Source organism: Lentzea sp. NPDC036949 (assembly GCF_055608075.1).
The window spans coordinates 18,977-38,008 of sequence record NZ_JBVJRA010000004.1 but is presented as its reverse complement, the minus strand read 5'-3'; the positions used below and the strand labels follow the sequence as shown (position 1 = coordinate 38,008).

At 72.3% G+C, this 19,032-nt stretch carries 18 protein-coding genes; 7 read left to right on the top strand and 11 right to left on the bottom strand.

The genetic code is table 11. The features are described 5' to 3' along the window. Window positions 1–13: 13 nt before the first annotated feature. Window positions 14–1,219 (bottom strand): FAD-dependent monooxygenase, encoded by a 1,206-nt coding sequence (locus ACZ7CD_RS12575; protein WP_470378919.1) that lies wholly within the window; start codon window positions 1,217–1,219, stop codon window positions 14–16. 56 nt (window positions 1,220–1,275) lie between these two features. Between ACZ7CD_RS12575 and ACZ7CD_RS12570 the strand changes: the two genes are divergently transcribed. After that, complete coding sequence (locus tag ACZ7CD_RS12570) at window positions 1,276–1,746, top strand: MarR family winged helix-turn-helix transcriptional regulator (protein ID WP_360386418.1); 471 nt, start codon at window positions 1,276–1,278, stop codon at window positions 1,744–1,746. On the opposite strand, the gene ACZ7CD_RS12565 is transcribed toward ACZ7CD_RS12570, so the two are convergent. The 4 genes from ACZ7CD_RS12565 to ACZ7CD_RS12550 all read right to left on the bottom strand — a co-directional run bounded on the left by ACZ7CD_RS12565 (window position 1,732) and on the right by ACZ7CD_RS12550 (window position 9,831). Then, a complete protein-coding gene (locus tag ACZ7CD_RS12565; RefSeq protein ID WP_458429253.1) occupies window positions 1,732–2,748 on the bottom strand; it encodes a DUF2399 domain-containing protein in 1,017 nt (338 codons plus the stop codon). The two genes, ACZ7CD_RS12570 and ACZ7CD_RS12565, sit on opposite strands and share 15 nt — an antisense overlap. A 278-nt stretch (window positions 2,749–3,026) precedes the next feature. Then, the gene (locus ACZ7CD_RS12560) at window positions 3,027–7,175 is read right to left on the bottom strand and encodes an SbcC/MukB-like Walker B domain-containing protein (protein ID WP_470378918.1); all 4,149 of its coding nucleotides are present in this window, start codon (window positions 7,173–7,175) and stop codon (window positions 3,027–3,029) included. Further along, window positions 7,172–8,362: a TIGR02678 family protein gene (locus tag ACZ7CD_RS12555; protein ID WP_360386431.1), complete on the bottom strand. Its 1,191-nt coding sequence runs from the start codon at window positions 8,360–8,362 to the stop codon at window positions 7,172–7,174. The genes ACZ7CD_RS12560 and ACZ7CD_RS12555 overlap by 4 nt, the downstream gene beginning before the upstream one ends. Beyond that, on the bottom strand, window positions 8,359–9,831 hold the full coding sequence (locus ACZ7CD_RS12550; RefSeq protein ID WP_470378917.1) for a DUF2397 domain-containing protein: 1,473 nt from the start codon (window positions 9,829–9,831) through the stop codon (window positions 8,359–8,361). The genes ACZ7CD_RS12555 and ACZ7CD_RS12550 overlap by 4 nt, the downstream gene beginning before the upstream one ends. A gap of 72 nt (window positions 9,832–9,903) precedes the next feature. Between ACZ7CD_RS12550 and ACZ7CD_RS12545 the strand changes: the two genes are divergently transcribed. Continuing rightward, window positions 9,904–10,836, top strand: a complete 933-nt coding sequence (locus ACZ7CD_RS12545; RefSeq protein ID WP_360386437.1) for a cobalamin biosynthesis protein — start codon at window positions 9,904–9,906, stop codon at window positions 10,834–10,836. Here ACZ7CD_RS12545 and ACZ7CD_RS12540 read toward each other — a convergent pair. From ACZ7CD_RS12540 to ACZ7CD_RS12525, 4 genes are read right to left on the bottom strand one after another with little or no spacing between them, the layout of a single operon-like run. Further along, window positions 10,744–11,571, bottom strand: a complete 828-nt coding sequence (locus tag ACZ7CD_RS12540) for an SURF1 family cytochrome oxidase biogenesis protein (RefSeq protein ID WP_470378916.1) — start codon at window positions 11,569–11,571, stop codon at window positions 10,744–10,746. The two genes, ACZ7CD_RS12545 and ACZ7CD_RS12540, sit on opposite strands and share 93 nt — an antisense overlap. A 4-nt stretch (window positions 11,572–11,575) precedes the next feature. Beyond that, window positions 11,576–12,124 (bottom strand): DUF1349 domain-containing protein, encoded by a 549-nt coding sequence (locus ACZ7CD_RS12535; protein ID WP_470378915.1) that lies wholly within the window; start codon window positions 12,122–12,124, stop codon window positions 11,576–11,578. Between the two features lie 5 nt (window positions 12,125–12,129). Further along, a complete protein-coding gene (locus tag ACZ7CD_RS12530; protein WP_458429247.1) occupies window positions 12,130–12,846 on the bottom strand; it encodes a fructosamine kinase family protein in 717 nt (238 codons plus the stop codon). Next, the gene (locus ACZ7CD_RS12525) at window positions 12,843–13,295 is read right to left on the bottom strand and encodes a low molecular weight protein-tyrosine-phosphatase (RefSeq protein ID WP_360386448.1); all 453 of its coding nucleotides are present in this window, start codon (window positions 13,293–13,295) and stop codon (window positions 12,843–12,845) included. Before ACZ7CD_RS12525 ends, ACZ7CD_RS12530 begins: the two co-directional genes overlap by 4 nt. Window positions 13,296–13,358: 63 nt before the next feature. Between ACZ7CD_RS12525 and ACZ7CD_RS12520 the strand changes: the two genes are divergently transcribed. Genes ACZ7CD_RS12520 through ACZ7CD_RS12505 form a run of 4 tightly spaced genes read left to right on the top strand, consistent with a single transcriptional unit; the run spans window position 13,359 to window position 16,156 of the window. After that, window positions 13,359–13,565 (top strand): hypothetical protein, encoded by a 207-nt coding sequence (locus tag ACZ7CD_RS12520; RefSeq protein ID WP_030472678.1) that lies wholly within the window; start codon window positions 13,359–13,361, stop codon window positions 13,563–13,565. 37 nt (window positions 13,566–13,602) lie between these two features. Further along, entirely contained in the window at window positions 13,603–14,598 is a 996-nt protein-coding gene (gene cobC, locus ACZ7CD_RS12515; RefSeq protein ID WP_360386450.1) for an Rv2231c family pyridoxal phosphate-dependent protein CobC, read from the top strand. Beyond that, complete coding sequence (locus ACZ7CD_RS12510) at window positions 14,595–15,419, top strand: Nif3-like dinuclear metal center hexameric protein (protein ID WP_360386453.1); 825 nt, start codon at window positions 14,595–14,597, stop codon at window positions 15,417–15,419. Before cobC ends, ACZ7CD_RS12510 begins: the two co-directional genes overlap by 4 nt. Next, window positions 15,416–16,156, top strand: a complete 741-nt coding sequence (locus tag ACZ7CD_RS12505; protein WP_360386456.1) for a zinc ribbon domain-containing protein — start codon at window positions 15,416–15,418, stop codon at window positions 16,154–16,156. The genes ACZ7CD_RS12510 and ACZ7CD_RS12505 overlap by 4 nt, the downstream gene beginning before the upstream one ends. 10 nt (window positions 16,157–16,166) lie before the next feature. On the opposite strand, the gene ACZ7CD_RS12500 is transcribed toward ACZ7CD_RS12505, so the two are convergent. Further along, complete coding sequence (locus ACZ7CD_RS12500; protein ID WP_360386459.1) at window positions 16,167–17,171, bottom strand: LLM class flavin-dependent oxidoreductase; 1,005 nt, start codon at window positions 17,169–17,171, stop codon at window positions 16,167–16,169. Window positions 17,172–17,411: 240 nt separating this feature from the next. Between ACZ7CD_RS12500 and ACZ7CD_RS12495 the strand changes: the two genes are divergently transcribed. Further along, window positions 17,412–18,116, top strand: a complete 705-nt coding sequence (locus tag ACZ7CD_RS12495; protein WP_470378914.1) for a hypothetical protein — start codon at window positions 17,412–17,414, stop codon at window positions 18,114–18,116. A 5-nt stretch (window positions 18,117–18,121) separates the two neighbouring features. On the opposite strand, the gene ACZ7CD_RS12490 is transcribed toward ACZ7CD_RS12495, so the two are convergent. Then, window positions 18,122–18,334, bottom strand: a complete 213-nt coding sequence (locus ACZ7CD_RS12490; RefSeq protein ID WP_470378913.1) for a hypothetical protein — start codon at window positions 18,332–18,334, stop codon at window positions 18,122–18,124. Between the last annotated feature and the right edge of the window lie 698 nt (window positions 18,335–19,032).

The window sequence follows — 19,032 nt, the reverse complement described above, 5'->3', positions numbered from 1 at the left end:
GTCCTGGGCCGGCTCAGCGCGACCCGACCCAGGACGCGTACCCGTCGGGCCTGATCGTCGCCTCCTCACCGGCGAGCACGGTCGTCGTTCCCCTGCCGTCGGCCAGGTCCAGCCCCGGAACGAACGTGCCCGCAAGTGGGTGCTCGCAGCCGGTCCCGTACCGGATGTCGGTGCCCTGCACCATCGCCGTGATGCGTTCCCGCACCGCGGGCAGGTCGAGCAGGTCGCTGAACAGGCCGTGCAGCTCGCGCGCCTGCGGATCGGGCCGGGTGAGCGCGACCTGGGCCATCGTGTTGCGCAGCACGCGTTCCGCGACCGGGTGGCGTTCGGCGGTGTAGGTGTCGATCAGCGCGAGGTCACCGGTGGCGAGCTTCCAGCCGAGGTTCAGCGCGTCCTGCAGACCGAGGTTGAGGCCCTGACCGCCGAACGGCGAGTGCACGTGCGCGGCGTCGCCCGCGAGCAGGACGTTGCCGCGGCGGTAGGTGCTCGCCTGGCGGGTGTTGTCGGTCCACACGGTCGAGGTGTGCACGGCGGTGATCCGCACGTCGTGGCCGCTGACCCGGCGCAGCACGGCTTCGAGCACCTCCGGTGTGACCTCGCGCGCCGCCGGCGGGCCGGAGTGGTCGATCATCATGATCCGGCCCTTCAGCGGACCGAACGCGAAGACGCCCGCCGGGGTGCGGTGCCAGCCGAACGGCAGGTCGCCGTCGAGGTCGACGACCGCCTGGTAGCCGGTCAGCGTCGGCCCCTGGCCGGGGAAGTCGAAGCCGGCGAGCCTGCGGACGGTGCTGCGGCCGCCGTCGCAGCCCACGACGAACTCGCTGCCGAGGTCCAGGCCGGTGACCTCGGCACCGCGGCGGACCTCGACGCCGAGCTCGCGGGCGCGGGCCTCCAGGACCCGTTCGAGTGCCTGCTGCGTCAGCATGACGAGCGGCAGACCGTCCAGTTTGAACAGTCCGGCGAAGTGCCCGCCGGACGGCCGGTACCAGGCGAGCCTCGCGGTCTCGGCCGTGCTCTCGGCCAGCACGGCGGGCCCGAGGCCGCGCATGGCGAGCATCTCGAACGTCCGGCCGCTGATCATCTGGGCCTTGATGGTGTCCGCCTGCGCGGTGAGGCGTTCGAGCACGGTGGTGCGCACACCGTTGAGCGCGAGCTCGCAGGCGAGCAGCAGGCCGACCGGTCCGGCGCCGACGACGGTGACGTCCGCTGAGGTTTTCATGCTCAACATTTGAGCGTGAAAACATCGCGCCGTCAAACCTGATTTAGGATGGCCCGGTGAGCGAGCCGATCTACTCGTGGCTGTACGCGCAGCAGGGCGTCGACGCGGTGCGCGCCGCACTGGGGGAGCGCATGGAGGCCGAGGCCGGGTGCTCGCTGCTGGAGCACGTCGCGCTCTACCAGCTGCACCACAACGGCGGGCGGCTGAAGATGCTGGAGCTCGCCGAGCTGCTCGACGTCAGCCCGTCCGGTGTCACGCGGCTGGTCGAGCGCCTGGTCAAACGCGGCTGGGTCACGCGCGAGCAGCCGCAGGACAACCGCAGGCTGGTGTTCGCGGTCCTGACACCGGAGGGCGAGGAGGCCTGCCTGGGTGTCACCGCGCGGGTCTACCGGGCGTCGATCGCCGAGCACTTCACGTCGTTGCTGAACGAACGCGACCTCGCCGACCTGCGCCGCATCGGCCGCAAGCTGATGGAGGGCCACGGCCGGTGGGACGTCAAGCGGTTCGCGCCCTCAGAGGAGGAGTGACGGCAGGACGTGCTCCTCGGTGACCACCAGGCCGGTCGTGGTCATGGTCGCGGCGAGGTCGGGGTCCCAGCTCGCCTCCTCCGGCCTGGTGTTCAGCGTGGGCAGCTCGACACCGCGCGCGATCAGCGTGGCCACGGCCTCGCGGTAGTCGGCGGCGGACATGCGCCACGGCGTCCCGCCGGTGTGGTCGAGGAGCTCGTTCATCCGCCGGACGCCGTCGGGCGTGAAGTCGTCGTGGCAGCGGACGGTCTTGCCGGCGAGGTGGTGCCGGGCCTGCGGGGTCAGCCCGGCCGGCAGGACCACCAGCGGCCCCGGCACACCCGATTCGAGCAGCCGGGCGCTGTGCACGACGGTCACCTCCCGGGCCGCCAGCACGTCGTTGAGCGTCAGGTAGCCCTGCGAGGTCAGCACGGGGTTGCCGTAGGCGTCGGGCAGCACGCCCATGCGTTCCCAGTCGGTGCCCGCGAGCTGCAACGCCTTCTGCACGATGCGGGTGAGCGGGCGGCCGTCGTCGAGGTCGTTGCCCGCCAACGCGAACCGGGTCGTGACGCGGCCGGGGTCGAGCCGCGCCAGCACCTCGGCGGCCTGGTTCGCGAGCATCGGCAACGCGGGCTGCGGGATCTTGCCGTACCGGCGCACGTGCTCGATCCACTCCGCCGCCCACGGCCGCCCGAGCAGACCGTGCTCGCGCAACGCGTACCGCAGCACCGCGTCCGCGGTCGACGCCTCGGTCTCGGCGGACAGGCCGACCGGCTCGCCGTGCACCGCCTCCAGCACCTCGGGCAACGTGCTGCCGTGCGCGCGGACGTGTTCGTCCAGCCGCGCCAACGAGATCTGCCGCCGCGCCGGGTGCGCGACCGGTTTGCGCAGCAGCTCGGACAGGGCCCGCGCGGTCTGCTCGTCCTCGACGCGCAGGCTGAACGCCGACCGCCCGCCGCCTTCGAGGGTCTCGCGGGCCAGGCGCCAGAGCTCGGCGAGTTCGGGGCGGTCGTACACGCTCACCGCGCCAACATAGCCGCCGCTCGCTTCACAGCGACGCCCGGGAAGCGGACGCTCCCGCCGCCGCGTTGCACGAGGTGGCGGTCGCGGTCGGTCCGGCGGTGGTCCGTCCGACTGCGGCTGATCTGGCCGTAGTCTGTCCGGCCGTGGTCGGCCCAACCGCGGCCCGTCCAACCGCGGCCCGTCCAACCGCGGCCCGTCCAGCCGTGGTCGGCCCAGCCGCGATCGGCCCAGCCCCTGTCCGTCCAGCCGCGGTCCCGCCCCGGCCCGTCCATCCCGGTCTAGGGGTCGATGCGGTCCAGCACCGCGCCGTCCCACGTCGTCTGCGTGCACGCCACACCCCGGCCGTTCTTGGGCCGCAGCACGTCGTAGATGTGCATGCGCGGGATCTTGTCGGACACGCCCCAGCCGCTCGGCCAGGTGATCACCCAGTCCATGTCGAGGTCGACCAGCAGTCCCAGCATGCGCGCGATCGTCGGGTCGTCGAGCCGTTCGAACGCCTCGTCCAGCAGCACCAGCCGCAGCGGGTCGAACTCGTCGCTGACCGCGTCGTAGAAGCTGGCCGCCGCCGCGAACAGGGTCACGTACGAGATCAGCCGCGTCTCGCCGGACGACAGCTGCCGCAGCCGGCGTTCGCGCGGGTTGCCGTCGGGGCCGGTGTCGCCGACGGTGACCGTGAACTGGTGCCACGTCCGGTAGTCGAGCGCCCGCGACAGGATCTCCGCGTAGCCGCCGGAGTGGGTGTCGCGCTCGTTCTCGATCCGCTCGGTGAACACCCGGCGCAGCGTCGCGTCCTGCTCCGGCGTGCGTTCGCCGAACGGCAACCGCACCAGCGCAAGCGCTTGCCGGGTCTGGTCGTCGAGCGCCGCCGACGACTTCCACGCCAGCTTCACGTGCACGCCCTGGCTGGACCGCGCCCGCGACAGCACCTCGTTCATGCGCTTGGTCAGGTCCTCGGCCACGGCGACCTGCCCGCGCAGCCACTCCGCCAGGTCGCGGATCAGGTAGTCGGCGAAGATCCCCTGGTACTGCTCGTCGAGGAACCCGCGCTGCTCACCGAGCCTCGTCGAGACCTGCCGTGCGGCGACGGCGACGGGCTTCGCGCCCTCCTCGCCGGTCACCGTGACGGTCAGCAGGCCCGCGTGCTGCTCGGCGGCGATGTCGTGGCTGCCCGCGAGCGACGTCTGCAGCGCCTGGAGCTTCGCGATCACCGTGGCCTCGGTGCCGCCGCGCCGGTCGCCCGCCGCCGCGATCGCCTGGCGCACCGCGGTCTCGCCCGTCTCGCCGTCCCAGTCCGGGAACGCGGCCGCGAGCAATCCCGGCGCCCGCACGGTCGCCGCGAAGGTGCCGCTCGCCCGCTCCCTCGCCGCAGCGGCCTCGGTGACCTGGGTGGAGTTGGTCTCCAGCAACGCTTCCAGCTTCGCGGCCTGCTCGCGCGCCGTCGTGATGCCCTCGCGCACGCCCTTGAGGTCCGCGCGCATCTTCTTGCGCGACCTCTCCAGCTGCGTGAGCTGCTCGCTGATCTCCTTGGCCTCGCCGCCGACCGCGTCGGTGAGCTCGGCCAGCGTCCCCGCCTGCGCCGCGTGGTCCACGCACCGCGCGTCGGCGTCGGCCTCCGCGGTCTGCCGGTCCGCGACGGCCTCGTGGTAGCGGTGCGACGCGTCGGTGAGGTCGGAGATCGTGCCCTGGCACCGCCTGCGCACCGCGTCGGCGAGCAGGTCCGCGGTCCGCTGGGCGTCCGCGGCCGCCGTCCTGGCCTGCCGCAACGCCTCGGTGTCCGCGGGCAGGCCCGCGTCGCCCGCCTGGCGGGTGAGCTCGCCGCGGGCCGCCTCCAGCCGGGAACCGGCGTCCTCCAGCGCCTCCCGCAGCTCGAACGTCCGCTGCCGCGCGCGTGCCGCCGACTCCTCCGCGGCCTGCACCCGGCTGTGCTTCGCGATCAGCTCGCCGTCACCGGGGAACGCCGCCACGTGCGCCTCCCACGTCGCGACGTGCTCGTGCGCGCGGGCCAGCTCGTCCTCGGCGGTGCCGAGCCGCCGGCGCAGCTCCGCGAGCTCCTCCTCCAGCGCCGCGATCCGCCGCCCGCGGGCGGCCTCCCGCGCGCCGGCACCGATGAACTCGGCCTCGGGCTTGGTCCACGACCCGGTCAGCACCCCCGCGCGCCACACGCCGTCCGTGGTCAGGCTCAGGCCCTCCCGGTCGTCCAGCGACACCGCGCGCAGCAGGTCCGCGACGAACCCCTCCGGCACCGGCGACCCCTCCACCGCGGGCACGAGCACGTGGGCGAGCGTGCGGCCCTCGACCGGCGGGCTGGCGACGGCCAGCACGTCGGTGAGCTCGGTGTCGGCGAGCGTCACCCAGGCGTCGAGCAGGCCGCTGGCCTGCAGGGCGGCCTCCAGGCCCGCGCGTTCGGCGTCGGTGAGCGCCGGCGCGAAGTCCACCAGGCGGTAGAACGGGGCACCGGTGGCCGGGTCGCGGTCGGCCGAGACGTACCGGCCGGGCAGCGGCACGCGTTCGGCACCGGACCGCAGGCCGACCAGCTCCTCGTCCAGCGCGTCCAGGCGGGCGCGCAGGTCCGCGCGCTGCTGCGCGTGGGCGTGGGCGGCGTCGCGGGCCGCGCGCACCAGCGGGCCGACCCACTCGCGGGCCGCCGTGGTCAGCGCCTTGGCCGAGGCCGGGGTGACCGTGGCGGGCAGCGGGAACGCCGGGTGGTCGAGGTCCGGTGCTTCCCCGTCACCCTCCCGCGCGCTTCCTCCTTGCGAGGCGGGCGAACCGGCGAATCGAGACTCACTCGACGGGGTGAAACCCGGTCGCTCGTCGACCAGCGGCCCGCTGGTCGTCCACGTCTGCACCTGCGCCAGCCACGTCTGCACGGCCTCGGCGAGCTCCTGCGCCTCCTGGTTGCGCAGGGCGGTGGACTCCGTGGCGGCGAGCTGCGCGTCCCTGGCCTTGCCGCGCAACGACTCCACCTCGCGCTGCTGCGCGTCGAGCGCCAGCGCCTGCTCGTGCAGCGCCAGCGCCAGCGCGCCCCGCTGCCGGGCCAGCGAGGCGATCCCGGCTGCCTGGTCGACCGCGGTCGCCAGCTCGGCCAGCACCTCCTCGCCCGCGGCGGCCGGCGGCACCCGGCGGTCGATCGGCAGCGGTGCGGCCTCGGGATCGGGCTTGGCGCGCACGGTCGCCGTGGTCACCGTCGCCTCGGCGGCCGGCACCTGCGGCACCACCGGCGCCAGGTCGACGTCCATGCCGGCCAGGCGCAGGTTCTCCCGCAACGGCTCGGTCAACGCGTCCGCAGCCGACAGGTCCTCCGCCAGCCGCCGCAGCAACCGCAGCACGGTGTCGACCGCGGCGTCCTCCTGCGCCCGCTGCCGGTGCGCCGTCTCCAGCGCCGCGACGGCGGAGGAACGCATCTGCGCCACCAGGTTCTCGCGCGTCTTCAGGTCCTGCAGGTCGCGGAACGCCGGCAGCTCCTTCAGCGCCGCGATGGTCTCCTCCGCCTGCTGCTCGCCGGTCTCCATGTCGACGAGCGCCTGCTCGGCCGCCGCGCGTTCGACCCGCGTGAGGTCCAGCTCCGACACCAGCTTCGACTGCTCGCGCTGCAACCGGGTCAGCGCCTTCTCCGCCGCGTCCAGCCGTTCGGACGCCGAGCGCAGTCCACCGAACGCGTAGTCCGAGTAGGTCTTGAGGAACGTCGACAGCGCACTGTCCGCAGTGGACAGCCGGACGATGTTCTCGCGGATCGACTCCAGGTCGTCGAACGACGTGGCCAGCTGCTCGACCATCGCCTGGTCCAGCGGCGGCAGCGCGTCGGACAGGATCTGCTCCAGCTGGCCTTCGAGCACCTTCAGGCCGACGTCGGGGTTGCGCAGCGTCCGCTGCAGGTGCAGCAGGTCGCCGTAGCGCGCGGCGGGCACGCCGTACACCGCGTCGGCGACCTTCGCGCGGAACGCCGGTTCCTCGAACATGCAGTCCGCGCCGATCAGGTCCCGCAGCTGCGCCGGGCCGTGCGGCACGCGTTCCGGGCCGGCGAGCTGGAGTTCGGTGCCCACCCGCATCGGCGTGACGAACCGCCACGAGTCCGTGATCGCCTGCGACGTCTTGGACGCCTTCACGCCCAGACCGCAGGTCAGGTACTCGTTGCCGGAGTGGTCGGCCGCCTCGCGGACCAGCTCCACCCACGCGTAGCCGATGCGGTTCGGACCGCCGTCGTAGTCGTCGAGCATCAGCCGCCGGATGCTGACCGTGTCGAAGCCCTTGGACCCGAGCTGGCGCAGGTCGCCGTCCAGGCACAGCGGCAGCAGCAGCTCCAGCGTGCGGGACTTGCCGGAACCGTTGGTGCCCTGGAAGATCGCGCGGCCACCGGAGAAGTCGAACGTCTGCTCGGTGTACTGCCAGATGTTGACCACGCCGCCGCGGTGCAGCCGCCACCTGCTCATGACACGTTCTCCTCGTCGAACAGGGACCAGCTCGGCACTTCGCGCACCACAACGGGTTCCGGTTGTTCTCGTTCCGGGTCGCCGTCGGGTGACGGCAACCAGCGGTGCGCGGCAGCGCTGATCGACCAGCCCTCGGCGCACGGGACAGCGAGTCCCATGCGCCGCAGCAGTTCCGCCACCTCGGCGACCAGCCGGTCGAGGTCGTCGGTGAACTGCTTCGACCACGCGGCCGGGTAGTCCTCCACCAGCCGCGCGCAGACCTCGCGGAGCCGGTCGACCGTGACGACGTGCCGTGCGGGCGCGTCGTCGGACGGGTCGTCCAGCAGGTCCGGCAACGCGAGCAGCGCGATGCGCGCGACCGTCGAGACACCGGGGAACGACAGGTCCGTCAGGTAGTCCTCGGGGTCGGCGGCCAGCACGCCCTCGACGCGGCACTCGGTGAACAGCCCGAAGGCCTGCTCCAGCAGCGCCGTCTCCTTGCGCTGGTTGCGCCGCAGCCACTCCGCCTGGTCGGCGGGCAGGTCCGCGTAGAGCACCAGCGGCGTCTCGACCAGCTTGCGCCGCACCGCGTGCTCGACACCGCGCGGACCCGGCCTGGCCGCCAGCTCGACCAGCCGCGCCGGGGAGTCGGCCTCGCCGACCGGGCCGGTCACGAGCTGGCCCAGCAGGTCCGTGTCGATCGTGATCAGCGCCTCCTGCGGCACCACGTCCTGCGCGACCGAGCCCTCGGTCTCCTGCAGCACGCCGAGGGACACCAGGTGCCGCAGCGCCGCGGTCAGCGCCCGCCGCTCGGTCACGTCGTCGGGTGCGCTGATGCCCGCTTCGGCCGCGGCGGACCGGATGTCGGCCACCAGCCGGGACAGCAGCGCCTGCCGGCCGGTCCCGGTCAGCACGGCCAGGGTCAGCGCCAGGTAGGCGTACCCGCGCGGCGACATGCTCAGCACGCCGCGGGTGTCGTCGTTGCCCGGCCCCGACTTGTACAACCGCGCGAACCGGCGCTCCACCACGAGCCGGTACCCGAGCAGCCCGGCGAACAGGTCCTGCAGCACCGCCCGGTGCCGGTAGACGAGGGCCAGCAGCTCGCCGTCCGGGCCCTCGGAGCGCAGCAACGGCCTGCGCAGCAACGTTCGCGCGCACCGCACCACGTTCGCGGCGTCGATCTCGGAGAGGGTGTCGAAGTGGTTCATCGCTCCAGGGCCACCGTGGCGTCGTGCAGCGTCAGCGTCCCGGCGGCGGACTTGATCTGAGTGGTCGTGCCGGGGGTGATCGCGAGCTTCAACCCGCGCACGGGATCGCTGGCCGACCCGCTGTCGCGCGGTGAGTCGCGCTGCGCCATCGCCAGGGTCAGCAGCTCGCAGAACACCTCCAGCGCACCGTGCGACAGCGTTGTGCCGCCGAGGTTCCCGGCCGCGGAGGTCAGCTCGGCCACGTGCCGCGCGCGGACCTCCTCCGCCTCACGCGCCTCCGCCAGCAGCGACTGCTCGGTCATCGGGTCGTCGAGGATGCGCGACGGCCGCCCGCGCCCGCCCCGGTCACCGCGCGACCGCACGCTGACCGTGACGTCGCAGACCGGGCCGTCCCGCCACGGCGTGCGCTCGTTGTCGGAGTCGTGCTCGGGCGCGGGGGAGAGGTGGCGGGAGGAGTAGAGGCCGAACGCGGAGGCGTAGATCTCGTGCGCCTCCGCGCGGGTGGCGCCGTCGAACCAGCTCGCGAGCTTGAGCAGCTCGGCCCGCCGGCCGGGCAGCAGGCCACCACCGGACGTCGCGCGCTTCACGCTCGCCAGCAGGCTGCCGATCGCGCGGGCGGTGGCCTCGCGCAACGCCGTGACCTGGCTCGGGCGGCCGGGCCGGTCGACGAACCAGTCGGTCAGCTCCTGCCAGTCCTCCGGCGTGCGGCCGCGGGCGCGTTCGACGTGGGCGCCCAGGTCGGTGCCGAGCAGCCGGAGCAGCTCGGAACGGGCCTTCGCAAGCGCGGCGAGCGCCGCCGCGATCGGCGGCGTGTACTTCAGCACGTCCTCGACGACCCGCTGGATGTACTCGACCAGCAGGCTGCGGAAGCCCGCGATCTCCTCGGGCGCCAGGTGGTTGCGCGTCACGACCTGGCCGAGGTAGGCGTAGAAGTCGCGGACCGTGGCGGCGAGCTCCGCGTGCTGCAGGAACAGGGTGGTGACGCGTTCGGCGAGCAGCTCCCTGGTCTTGTCGCCCTCGTTCAGCAACGCCACCGACAGCGACCCGCCCAGCTCGTTGAGGCCGCGTTCGATCGCGGGCAGCAGCTCGCGCGACACCTCGCGGGCGCCCTCGGGCACCCGCAGCAGCTCGTCGACGTCGCGCTGCACGCGGACGGCGAGCTTGGAGACCTGGTAGCGGACGCTGCCGTGCTGGAACTCGGCGATGCTCGCGGCCACGACCTCGCGCCGGCCCTGCACCAGGTTGCCCCACTCGACCAGCTGCCGCAGCCGGTTGATCACGTTCTCGATGCGCGACTCGCCCTGCTCGACACGGCCCTCGCGCTCCTGGCCGGCGAGCGCTCCCGCGACCTCGCCCGCGCTGAGGTCGGCGAGCAACGTGGAGGTGAACAGCCGCATGATCGCCAGGTACGTGCGCTGGTGATCGCGCGCGTCCAGATAGGCGTACAGCTTCAGCCTCTTGTGCTCCACGACCGGCCACCCTAATGCGCGTGCCCGGGCGGTGCGGCGCTACCGTGCCTTCGACGAGCTGGGGAGGATGCCGTGGGCGCGGGTCGCGCGTTGGGGTTGGTGCTGGGCGTGGCCGCGGACGCGGTGTTCGGCGATCCACGCCGATTTCACCCGGTAGCGGCATTCGGGACCGCCGCCGCGGCGCTGGAGGAGCGCGTGCACGCCGACTCCAGGGCCGCCGGCGTCGCCTACACCACCGTCCTGGTCGGCTCCGTCGTCGCAGGCGGGGTCGCCGTCGAACGGCTCGCGCGCCGGCACTGGCTCGCGCAGGCGCTGACCACCGCCGTGGCGACGTGGACCGTGCTCGGCGGCCGGTCGCTGGCCGACGAGGGCACGTCGATGGGCCGCGAGCTCGACTCCGGTGACGTCGAGGCCGCCCGCGCCCGGCTGCCCCACCTGTGCGGCCGCGACGCAGCCCGGCTGGACACCTTCGGCCTGGCGCGCGCGACCGTGGAGTCCGTGGCGGAGAACACGTCCGACGCCGTCGTCGGCCCGCTGGTGTGGGGTGCCGCGTTCGGCGTGCCCGGCCTGCTGGGCTACCGCGCGGCGAACACGCTCGACGCGATGGTCGGCCACAGGTCCGCGCGGTACCTCAGGTTCGGCTGGGCGTCCGCGCGGCTGGACGACGTGCTGAACCTGCTGCCCTCGCGGCTGGCGGCGCTGCTCACCGTCGGCGGTGCGCCGGTCGTCGGCGGCTCGGCCCCGCAGGCGTGGGAGACGTGGCGCCGTGACGCCGCCGCCCACCCGTCACCGAACGCGGGCCAGGTCGAGGCGGCCTTCGCGGGCGCGCTGGAGATCAGGCTGGGCGGCCGCACGGTGTACTCGCACGGCGTCGAGGAACGGCCGGTGCTCGGCCACGGCCGCAACCCCGACTCAGGTCACGTGACGCGTGCCGTGGAGCTGTCCCGCGTCGTCGGCCACGGTGCCGCCCTGGTCAGCGCCTTCGTCGCCGTCTTCCGCAAGTAGCTCGGCGATCGACTTCCGCTTCGCCTTCGCCTTCGGCGCGGTGTCGAGCGCACCGCCCGGCCGCGCCTCGCGGATCGTGAAGTACAACCACCCGCCGACCGCCATGACGCCGAACGCGATCCACTGCAGCGCGTAGGAGTAGAACGGCCCTGACTCGATCCGCGGCAGCGGCATGGTGTCCAGCGCGCCCGCCTGGCCGTCGATCAGCTGGTAGTGACCGGGCTCGATGCCGGGCCCGACGGCGTCGTTGTTGATCGAGTAGATCTGCCGGTGCCCGTCCTGCTGGATCGCCGGTCGCGCGTCCGACTCGTTGGTGCGCGCGAGCCCGACGATCGTGACCTCGCCCGTGGGGGCAGGGGCGAACCCCGGCGGCTTGATGCCGTTGACCGGCCGCACGTAACCGCGGTTGACCAGCACCTTCTTGCCGCTGTCGGTCTCGAACGGCGTGATGACGAGGAACGCGGCCTCGCCCTGGACCGTGCGCAGCCGGGCGAGCGCCTCCCCGTCGGGCAGGTACCGGCCCTTCAGCTCGACCTTCTGCCACTCGTCGTGCTGCGCGCCGAACGGCACCGCGGCACTGGCCAGCGACCTGGTGATCGCGGAGTTCTGCCCCTGGCGCTCGTCGTTGCGGCCGAACTGCCACGGCGCCAGGAAGTAGACGCACGCACCCGCGAACACCCAGACGGCCAGCGTCAGCGCCAGCCAGCCCGGCTTGAGGAGGAACTTGAACCGCACCACCTCACGGTAGATGCGTGACCTGGACCTCCTGGAACTGGGTCACGAACCCCTCACCCTCCGGGCTGGCGGCCATGACGCCGACCTTGGTCTCGATGTCCGGCGGGAAGTAGGCCTGGCGCAGCACCGCGGTGGGCTCCTCGCCGTCGACGCCGTACCGGATCCAGACCGCGTCACCGCGGCGTTCGGCGGAGACGGTGAACCGCTCGAAGTCGCCGGTCAGAGCCAGGTTCCAGTCGGAGAAACCGCGGGTCACGACCGCGCTGGGACGCAGCTGCCCGTCGAACAGCTCGACGCCGGCCTTGATCCACGTCTCGTCGTCGACGAGCAGCCCGATGCCCGCGTGGTCGTACTGCGCCGCGTACTCGCCGGAGAAGGTCGCGGTGATGGTGAAGTCGCCGGCCAGCGTGACGCCGTAGAGGTGACCGCTGTCACGCACGACCCCGTTGCCGGTGCGGCGCCAGAAGTCCGAGCCGGGGTCGGCGTGCACGGTCAGCGGGGTGGCCGACCACTTCGCCGGTTCGTTGAGCCAGGTCCAGGTGGTGAGGTCCATGACCCTCATCTTCCCCGCAAAGCGGTCCGCGCCGCCGCCACCGCCTCTGTCCGGTATCCGCCACCGAACAGCACGGCGTGCACCAGCAGCGGGAACAGCTGGTGCAGCGGCACCCGCTCTCGCCACCCGTCGGCCAGCGGCGCGACCTCCCGGTACGCCCCGAGCACGTGGTCGAGGAACGGGCAGCCGAACAACCGCAGCATCGCGAGGTCGCTCTCCCGGTGCCCGCCGTGCGCCGCGGGGTCGATCAGCCACACCTGCCCGTCCGCGCCCCACAGCACGTTCCCGCTCCACAGGTCCCCGTGCAGCCGCGCGGGCGGCTCGGCAGGCCCGGCGAGGTCGGCGATGCGCTCGTACAGCTCGCCCAGGTCCAGCCCGACCCGCACCGCGTAGGGCTCGATCCGCTGTGACGCGAACCACTCCGGCCACGACGGCGCAGGTTCGTTGACCATCGGCGCCTGTCCGATCGTGGCCTCCCGCGGCCCACCGGGTGGCGGTGCGCCGAACGCCGGCGCGCCCGCCTGGTGGAGTGCGGCCAACCGGCGCCCGAAGGTCACGGCCGCCTGAAGATCCGGCGGGCCGACCGGGACCTCGTCGATCACCAGTTCGCCGCCGTCCGCCGAGTGCACGACTGGTACCGCGGGGCCGCCGTCGACGCGCAACCACCGCAGGCCGGCCGCCTCCGCCGCCGTGGCCCGCGCGGACTGGACCTTGCGCCTCAAAGCCTTTCCCGCACCCACGCCAGCAGCCCCGGCACCGCCGCCTCGATCATGCCCAGCACCTGGTCGAAGCCCTGCCGGTCGCCGTAGTACGGGTCCGGCACGTCCACGCCGTCCGCGTCAGGGTCGAACGACCGCAGCAACCGGACGCGACCAGGATCGACCATCCGGCGCAACGCGCGCGCATGACCGGAGTCGAGTGCGACGAGCAGGTCGGCGTCGAGGTGCTCTGGGCCAACCTGCGCGGCCACGTGGTCGGTGGGGTAGCCGTTGTCCGCCAGCGTCTTGAGCGCACGCGGATCGGCCGGGTCCCCCACGTGCCAGCCGCTGGTGCCCGCACTGGACACTTCGACGTGGGAGGACAATCCTTCGCGCAACACCCGCTCACGGAACACGAGCGCTGCCACGGGGGACCGGCAGATGTTGCCGGTGCAGACAAAGGCGACCTTCACCGCCACACGGTAACGCTCAACCCTTGTCGCAAGATGTACGGACAAACGACATGGAGGCCGCCCATGCAGACCGGTACTGACGTGCCCCCGCAACGGGAGATCATCGGGTGCACCGACGCCCTCGGGCGCCGTCGTGCGTTCGAGGTGTACCTCAACGAGAAGGGGCGTGTGTGCTTCCGCACCCCGCCCGGTGAGTCCGCGCAGCTCGACGCGTTCCAGCTGGACGAGCTGATCAGCCACCTCACCGAGCTCCGCCGCTACATGCAGTGACGCGCGCGCCTGGGCTGGTCGCTTACTATTTGCCGCGATGACCAGCCCAGACCTGCGCCACCACGGTGACGTCGACGCCGCAGCGGGCCTCGCCGACTTCGCCGTCAACGTGCGGGTGCCGCGCCCGCCCGCCTGGCTGCGCGACCGGCTGTCCGCCGCGCTCGACGACCTGGGGCGCTACCCGTCCGCGGCAGCGGAACAACGCGCCCGTGAGGCCGTCGCCGGCCGGCACGGGCGCTCACCCGACGAGGTGCTGCTGCTCAACGGTGCCGCCGAGGGCTTCGCGCTGCTGCCGAAGCTCGCGCCCCGCCGTGCCGCGATCGTCCACCCCGGCTTCACCGAGCCGGAGGTGGCGCTGCGCGACGCCGGGGTCCCGGTGGAGCACGTCACGCTGAGCGGCGACTTCACGTTGCCCGAGGTCAGCGCGGACGTCGACCTGACCGTCGTCGGCAACCCCACGAACCCCACCTCCGTGCTGCACCCGGCCGCGCGCGTCAAGCGGCTGCCCGGTCTCCTCGTGGTCGACGAGGCGTTCATGGACGCCGTCCCCGGCGAGCCCGAGTCGCTCGCGCACGACCCGGACGTGCTCGTGCTGCGCAGCCTCACCAAGACGTGGGGGCTCGCCGGGCTGCGCGCCGGCTACCTGCTGGGCGACCCGGAGACGTTGCGGCGCTTGGCGTTCGGCCGCCCGCACTGGCCGGTCGGCAGCCTCACACTCGAAGCAGTCACCGCGTGCTGCGAACCGGCGGCGCTGCGGGAGGGCGAACGGCTCGCGTTCGAGGCCGCCGCGCACACCGCGCACGCCGTGCAGCAGCTGGGCGACCTCGTCGTCGTGCCGCCGAAGGGCCCGTTCGTGCTGCTCAGGGTGCCGCGCGGAACGCGTGAGGCGCTGCGTGACAAGGGGATCGCGGTGCGGCGCTGCGACACGTTCCCCGGACTGGACGACACGTACGTGCGCGTCGCGATCCGGCCGCCGGAGGAGTTCGCGGTCTTCGTGGACGCGCTGCGGGTAGTGATGGAGGAACTGGCGTGAAGCTCGCCGAGGTGATCGCGGTGCTGGCGGACGCGTACCCGCCGCGGATCGCGGAGAAGTGGGACGCGGTCGGCCTGGTCTGCGGTGACCCCGCGGAGGAGGTCACCAGGGTCCTCGTCTGCGTGGACCCGACCCGGTCCACTGTGGACGAGGCGGTCGAGGTGGGCGCGCAGCTGCTCGTCGCCCACCACCCGCTGCTCCTGCGCGGCGTCAACGGTGTTCCCGCCGACGAGCCCAAGGGCGCGTTGGTGCACAGGCTCATCCGCAGCGGCACCGCGCTGTACTGCGCGCACACCAACGCCGACAGCGCGCTGAACGGCGTGTCCGACGCGCTCGCGCAGGCCATCGGGCTCCAGGTGACCGGCCCGCTGGAGCCGACCGACGAACCCGGCGTCGGCCTCGGCCGCATCGGTGAGCTTCCCGCCGCCGAGCCGTTGCGCGTGTTCGCCCAGCGCGTCGCCGACGCGTTGCCCGCGACCGTGCAGGGCGTGCGCGCCGCCGGCGACCCGGACCGCCCGGTCAAACGCGTCGCCGTGTGCGGTGGCGCCGGCGACAGCTTCCTCGGCGCCGCCACCGCGGCGGGCGTCGACGCGTACGTGACCGCCGACCTGCGCCACCACCCGGTCTCCGAGCACGTCGAGGCCGGCGGGCCCGCGCTCGTCGACGTGGCGCACTGGGCCAGCGAGTGGCCGTGGTGCGAGCAGGCGGCGGAAATCCTGCGGGAGGCCTTCGGCGGTAGGGTCGACGTACTCGTCTCCACCCGCCGGACCGATCCGTGGACCGTCGGTGCGACGAGCTCAGCAGCAGGAGGACTTGCGTGAAAGCCGATCCCGCAGTGCAGCGCAGGCTGCTCGACCTGGCCCAGGTCGACGCCGAACTGGCGCGTGTCACCCACCGGCGCCGTACGCTGCCGGAGATCGCGGAGATCGCCGAGGTCGAGCAGCTGGTGCGCACCAAGCAGGACGCGCTGGTGGCCGTCGAGACGACGCTCGGCGACATCGACCGCGACGTGAAGCGCCAGGAGACCGAGATCGACCAGGTCCGCGCCCGCACCGACCGCGACCGCAAGCTGATGCAGTCAGGTTCCGTCGGCGCCAAGCAGCTCACCGACCTCGAACACGAGCTCGCCACCCTCCAGCGCCGCCAGGGCGTCCTCGAAGACGACCTCCTGGAGCTGATGGAGCGCCGCGAGGCCGTGGCCGCCGACGCCTCCTTCGCCCGCGTGGAGCTCGACAAGGCCCGCGAGACCCTCGAAGCCGCCGCGCGCCGCCGTGACGCCGCACTGGCCGACCTGGAGGCGACCGAGACCCGCCGCACCGCCGACCGCACCCTCATGGCCAAGGGCTTCCCGGACGACCTGCTGAAGCTCTACGACCGCCAGCGCGAACAGCGCGGCATCGGCGCGGCCGTGTTCCAGACCCGCAGCTGCGGCGCGTGCCGCATCGAGCTCGACCGCAGCGCACTGGGCAAGGTCAGGGAGGCCGCCGCGGACGAGGTCGTGCGCTGCGAGGAGTGCGGCGCGATCCTCGTGCGCATCGCCCAGCCCGCGGGCGCCTGACCCACCCTCGTCACCCGGCCGGCTGCCGCCCCAGCGCGGGAGCCAGCCGCGTGGCGATGTCGGTCAGCAGCTGCACGTAGTCGGCGTGCTCGAAGCTGAACGGCAACGCGAACGCCACCTCGTCGACCTCCCGGAACGCCGGGTCGGCGTGCAGCTGCTCCGCGATCTGCTCGGACGTGCCGACGAGGTCCCGCGCGAACATCATCCGCCGCGGCCCCACCGGACTGGCCGTCCGCGGCGTCCGTTCGTCCACGTACCGCTGGTACTTCTCCCGCTGCTCAGCCGTGGCCGAGTCGGTCGGGATCACCACGAGCCCCTGCGACACCCGCGCCTTGTCGCCATCGGGGTGGTGCTCGCGGAACTTCCGCACCAGCGCGTGCTGAATCCGCGCGAAGTCCTCGGACTCCTCGGCCTGCACGACGTTGCTGGTGAGGAAGTTCAGCCCGTTCTCCGCAGCCCACCGCGCCGACCTGAGGCTGCCCCCGCCGTACCAGATCCGCTCGCCCAACCCCGGCGAGTGCGGCTGCACCCGGTCCGACCAGACCTCGATGCCCTCCCTGCCGCTGAACTCGACGGCCTTCTCACCCCTCACGAACCGCAGCAACCGCTCCAGCCGCCCGTAGCCGAAGTCCTCCACCTCGGCCGTGTCCGGGTAAAGCGCACCTTTGACGTCGTCCCAGTGCATCGGCGGCCCGACGCTCAGCCCGGGGTTGAGCCGCCCACCGGACAACACGTCCACCGTGGCCAGGTCCTCCGCGAGCCGCAGCGGGTTCTCCCACCCCAGCGGGATGACGGCGGTGCCGAGCGCGATCCGGCTCGTCCGCTGACTCGCCGCCGCCAGCACCGCGACCGGCGACGAGATGCCGTGCTGCAGGTGCCGGTGCCGCACCCACGCGCTGTCGAAGCCCAGCTCCTCGCCGAGCTCGATCAGCTCCAGGGTGGACCGGTGGCCGGCAGCCGGATCGTGCTCGTCGAACTGCCCGATGGTGAGGAACCCCAGCTTTCGCAACGGCATGCCCGCCAGGGTAGGTGACACCTCAACTACCCGGCCACCACGTCCACATGCTGGTATGCGCGCATTTTCAAAAGTGGACACAATTCTTCGTGAATTGTGGACAACTGCGATCAAGCGGGGTGCATGCCTCGTACAGGTTCCCGAAACTACGAGATTGTTGCGCAAATCTTATTCTCTGCGGATTTTCGGTTCATGACGTACGTTCCAAGGGTCTTGCTCCTCTCTGCCAAGGTGGGCGAAATGGCGATGTCTCGAAGGCAGGCGTTGGTGAACGCCGGTCGCGGTGCCGCGGTTCTCGCAGTCGGTTCACCAGCGCTGACCGCCTGCGGTGCGGCCAAGCCGATGCTCGCGGGAGCGGCGGGGGCCTGGCTCGCGGAGCTGGGCGACGCGATCAAGGCCGACATCGCGGCGAAGGCCGTCGAGAAGGGGAAGCTGGCGTTCGAGGAGCTGTGGAAGAAGTGGGAGAAGCCCACCTCGGACATGAAGACGAAACAGGTCGCCGAAGGGTTCGCGTACTTCGGGACCACGATCTACGGCCACGCCGTTCCAGGCACGACGCTGGTGAGCGTGCACCGGGTGAGGCAGGTCGACCCGGCCACCGATCGACTGGCCTGCGTGAGGGAGTCAGGTGAGCACGTGGTCCTGGAGAGCTGGGCGTGGAAGGGGATGCTCGCCTTCATCAAGCACGAGCTGGAGGGCAAGGAGGGCGACGACAAGCTCCACGCCCTCCAGCTGCTCGCCATGACCTTGATGCCGCACGGTGCCGTCCTGCCCGGCACGACGCCTGCCGGATCGGTCAGCTGGGTCAGCTACCCGGCGCGCGACGGCGCGGTCGAGATCATCAAGTTCAGCGACGGCGGCAAGGACAAGGTCGGGATCACCGCCTCCGGCTACTTCTCCGGCGACCACGGCAAGGCTACGAAGCTGACCTTCGACCTTGCGTGATCGGCTCACTCGTCATGATGGGGTGTTGGCACTGTCTGGATTTTCGTTGCCTGCCCGCCGGCGGGCAGGCAACGATGCCAGTGCATGGTGCCGCTGGGGCCGAAGAGCACGACGTTGGAGTCGTTCTGCGCCACCAGCCGGTCCGCCGTGGTGTAGACGACGAAGTTGTAGTCCGACTGCATGAGCAGCCGGTACCGCCCGTTCGGCGTGACGGCCACCGACCGCGTTGATCGAGTAGACCTTGTTGCCGCCGTAGCTGCTGGCGTGGATGAGCTTGCTGGGCGCGCTGGCAGGACTTCCCGCGCCAGGTGCCGTTTTCGCTGTGGCCTGAGCCGGACAGGTGGCCGGTGGTGGCCACCGACTGGCACGACCGGTGGGTGTGTTCCAGCGGCGTGCAGAGGGTCCTCGGGGTGTGATGCCGGGGACGGTGTCGCCTCTCGGGCGCGCGAAGGCCTTGAGCAGGAGACAGCAAAGGAGGCCGTCTGCGCGACGACCTCTCAGTGCGTGTGGTTAACGCTGGCGTCTGAGGACAAAGTTGTACACTATTCACCCATGTAGCGCTTCCTTGCTCTGAGTAGGCGCATCTGGCCCATGGGGGCGCATGAGGCCCGTCCGGCGACGGTCGCGCGGGACAGGCCTCTCCTGTTGGATCTCAGCGCTTCACCAGCATGAGGCCTCCCGCAGGACGCGGGACGGGCTGCGCTGCGGCCGTCCCGTCGGTGGCGCCAAGACCCGTGACGGCTGCTGCTGGCACACCTGGCGGGACAGGACGGCTTGTTCGTGGCGTCGGTCCTCAATATGACCGTCGTCGTGCCTTGTCCGGAGGTAACGCGGACCGCCGAGTGCGCAATGCAGCTGATCAGCTGAGGGCTCTGGACCCTTGCTGGCTGGTCCGCGAAGTCGGTGTGAAGTGCTC

Bases quoted from the DNA above. Each gene is read 5' to 3' on its own strand.
- ACZ7CD_RS12575 (WP_470378919.1), bottom strand. From the start codon at position 1,219: ATGAAAACCTCAGCGGACGTCACCGTCGTCGGCGCCGGACCGGTCGGC.
- ACZ7CD_RS12560 (WP_470378918.1), bottom strand. From the start codon at position 7,175: ATGAGCAGGTGGCGGCTGCACCGCGGCGGCGTGGTCAACATCTGGCAG.
- ACZ7CD_RS12555 (WP_360386431.1), bottom strand. From the start codon at position 8,362: ATGAACCACTTCGACACCCTCTCCGAGATCGACGCCGCGAACGTGGTG.
- ACZ7CD_RS12535 (WP_470378915.1), bottom strand. From the start codon at position 12,124: ATGGACCTCACCACCTGGACCTGGCTCAACGAACCGGCGAAGTGGTCG.
- ACZ7CD_RS12520 (WP_030472678.1), top strand. From the start codon at position 13,359: ATGCAGACCGGTACTGACGTGCCCCCGCAACGGGAGATCATCGGGTGC.
- cobC (WP_360386450.1), top strand. From the start codon at position 13,603: ATGACCAGCCCAGACCTGCGCCACCACGGTGACGTCGACGCCGCAGCG.
- ACZ7CD_RS12500 (WP_360386459.1), bottom strand. From the start codon at position 17,171: ATGCCGTTGCGAAAGCTGGGGTTCCTCACCATCGGGCAGTTCGACGAG.
- ACZ7CD_RS12495 (WP_470378914.1), top strand. From the start codon at position 17,412: ATGGCGATGTCTCGAAGGCAGGCGTTGGTGAACGCCGGTCGCGGTGCC.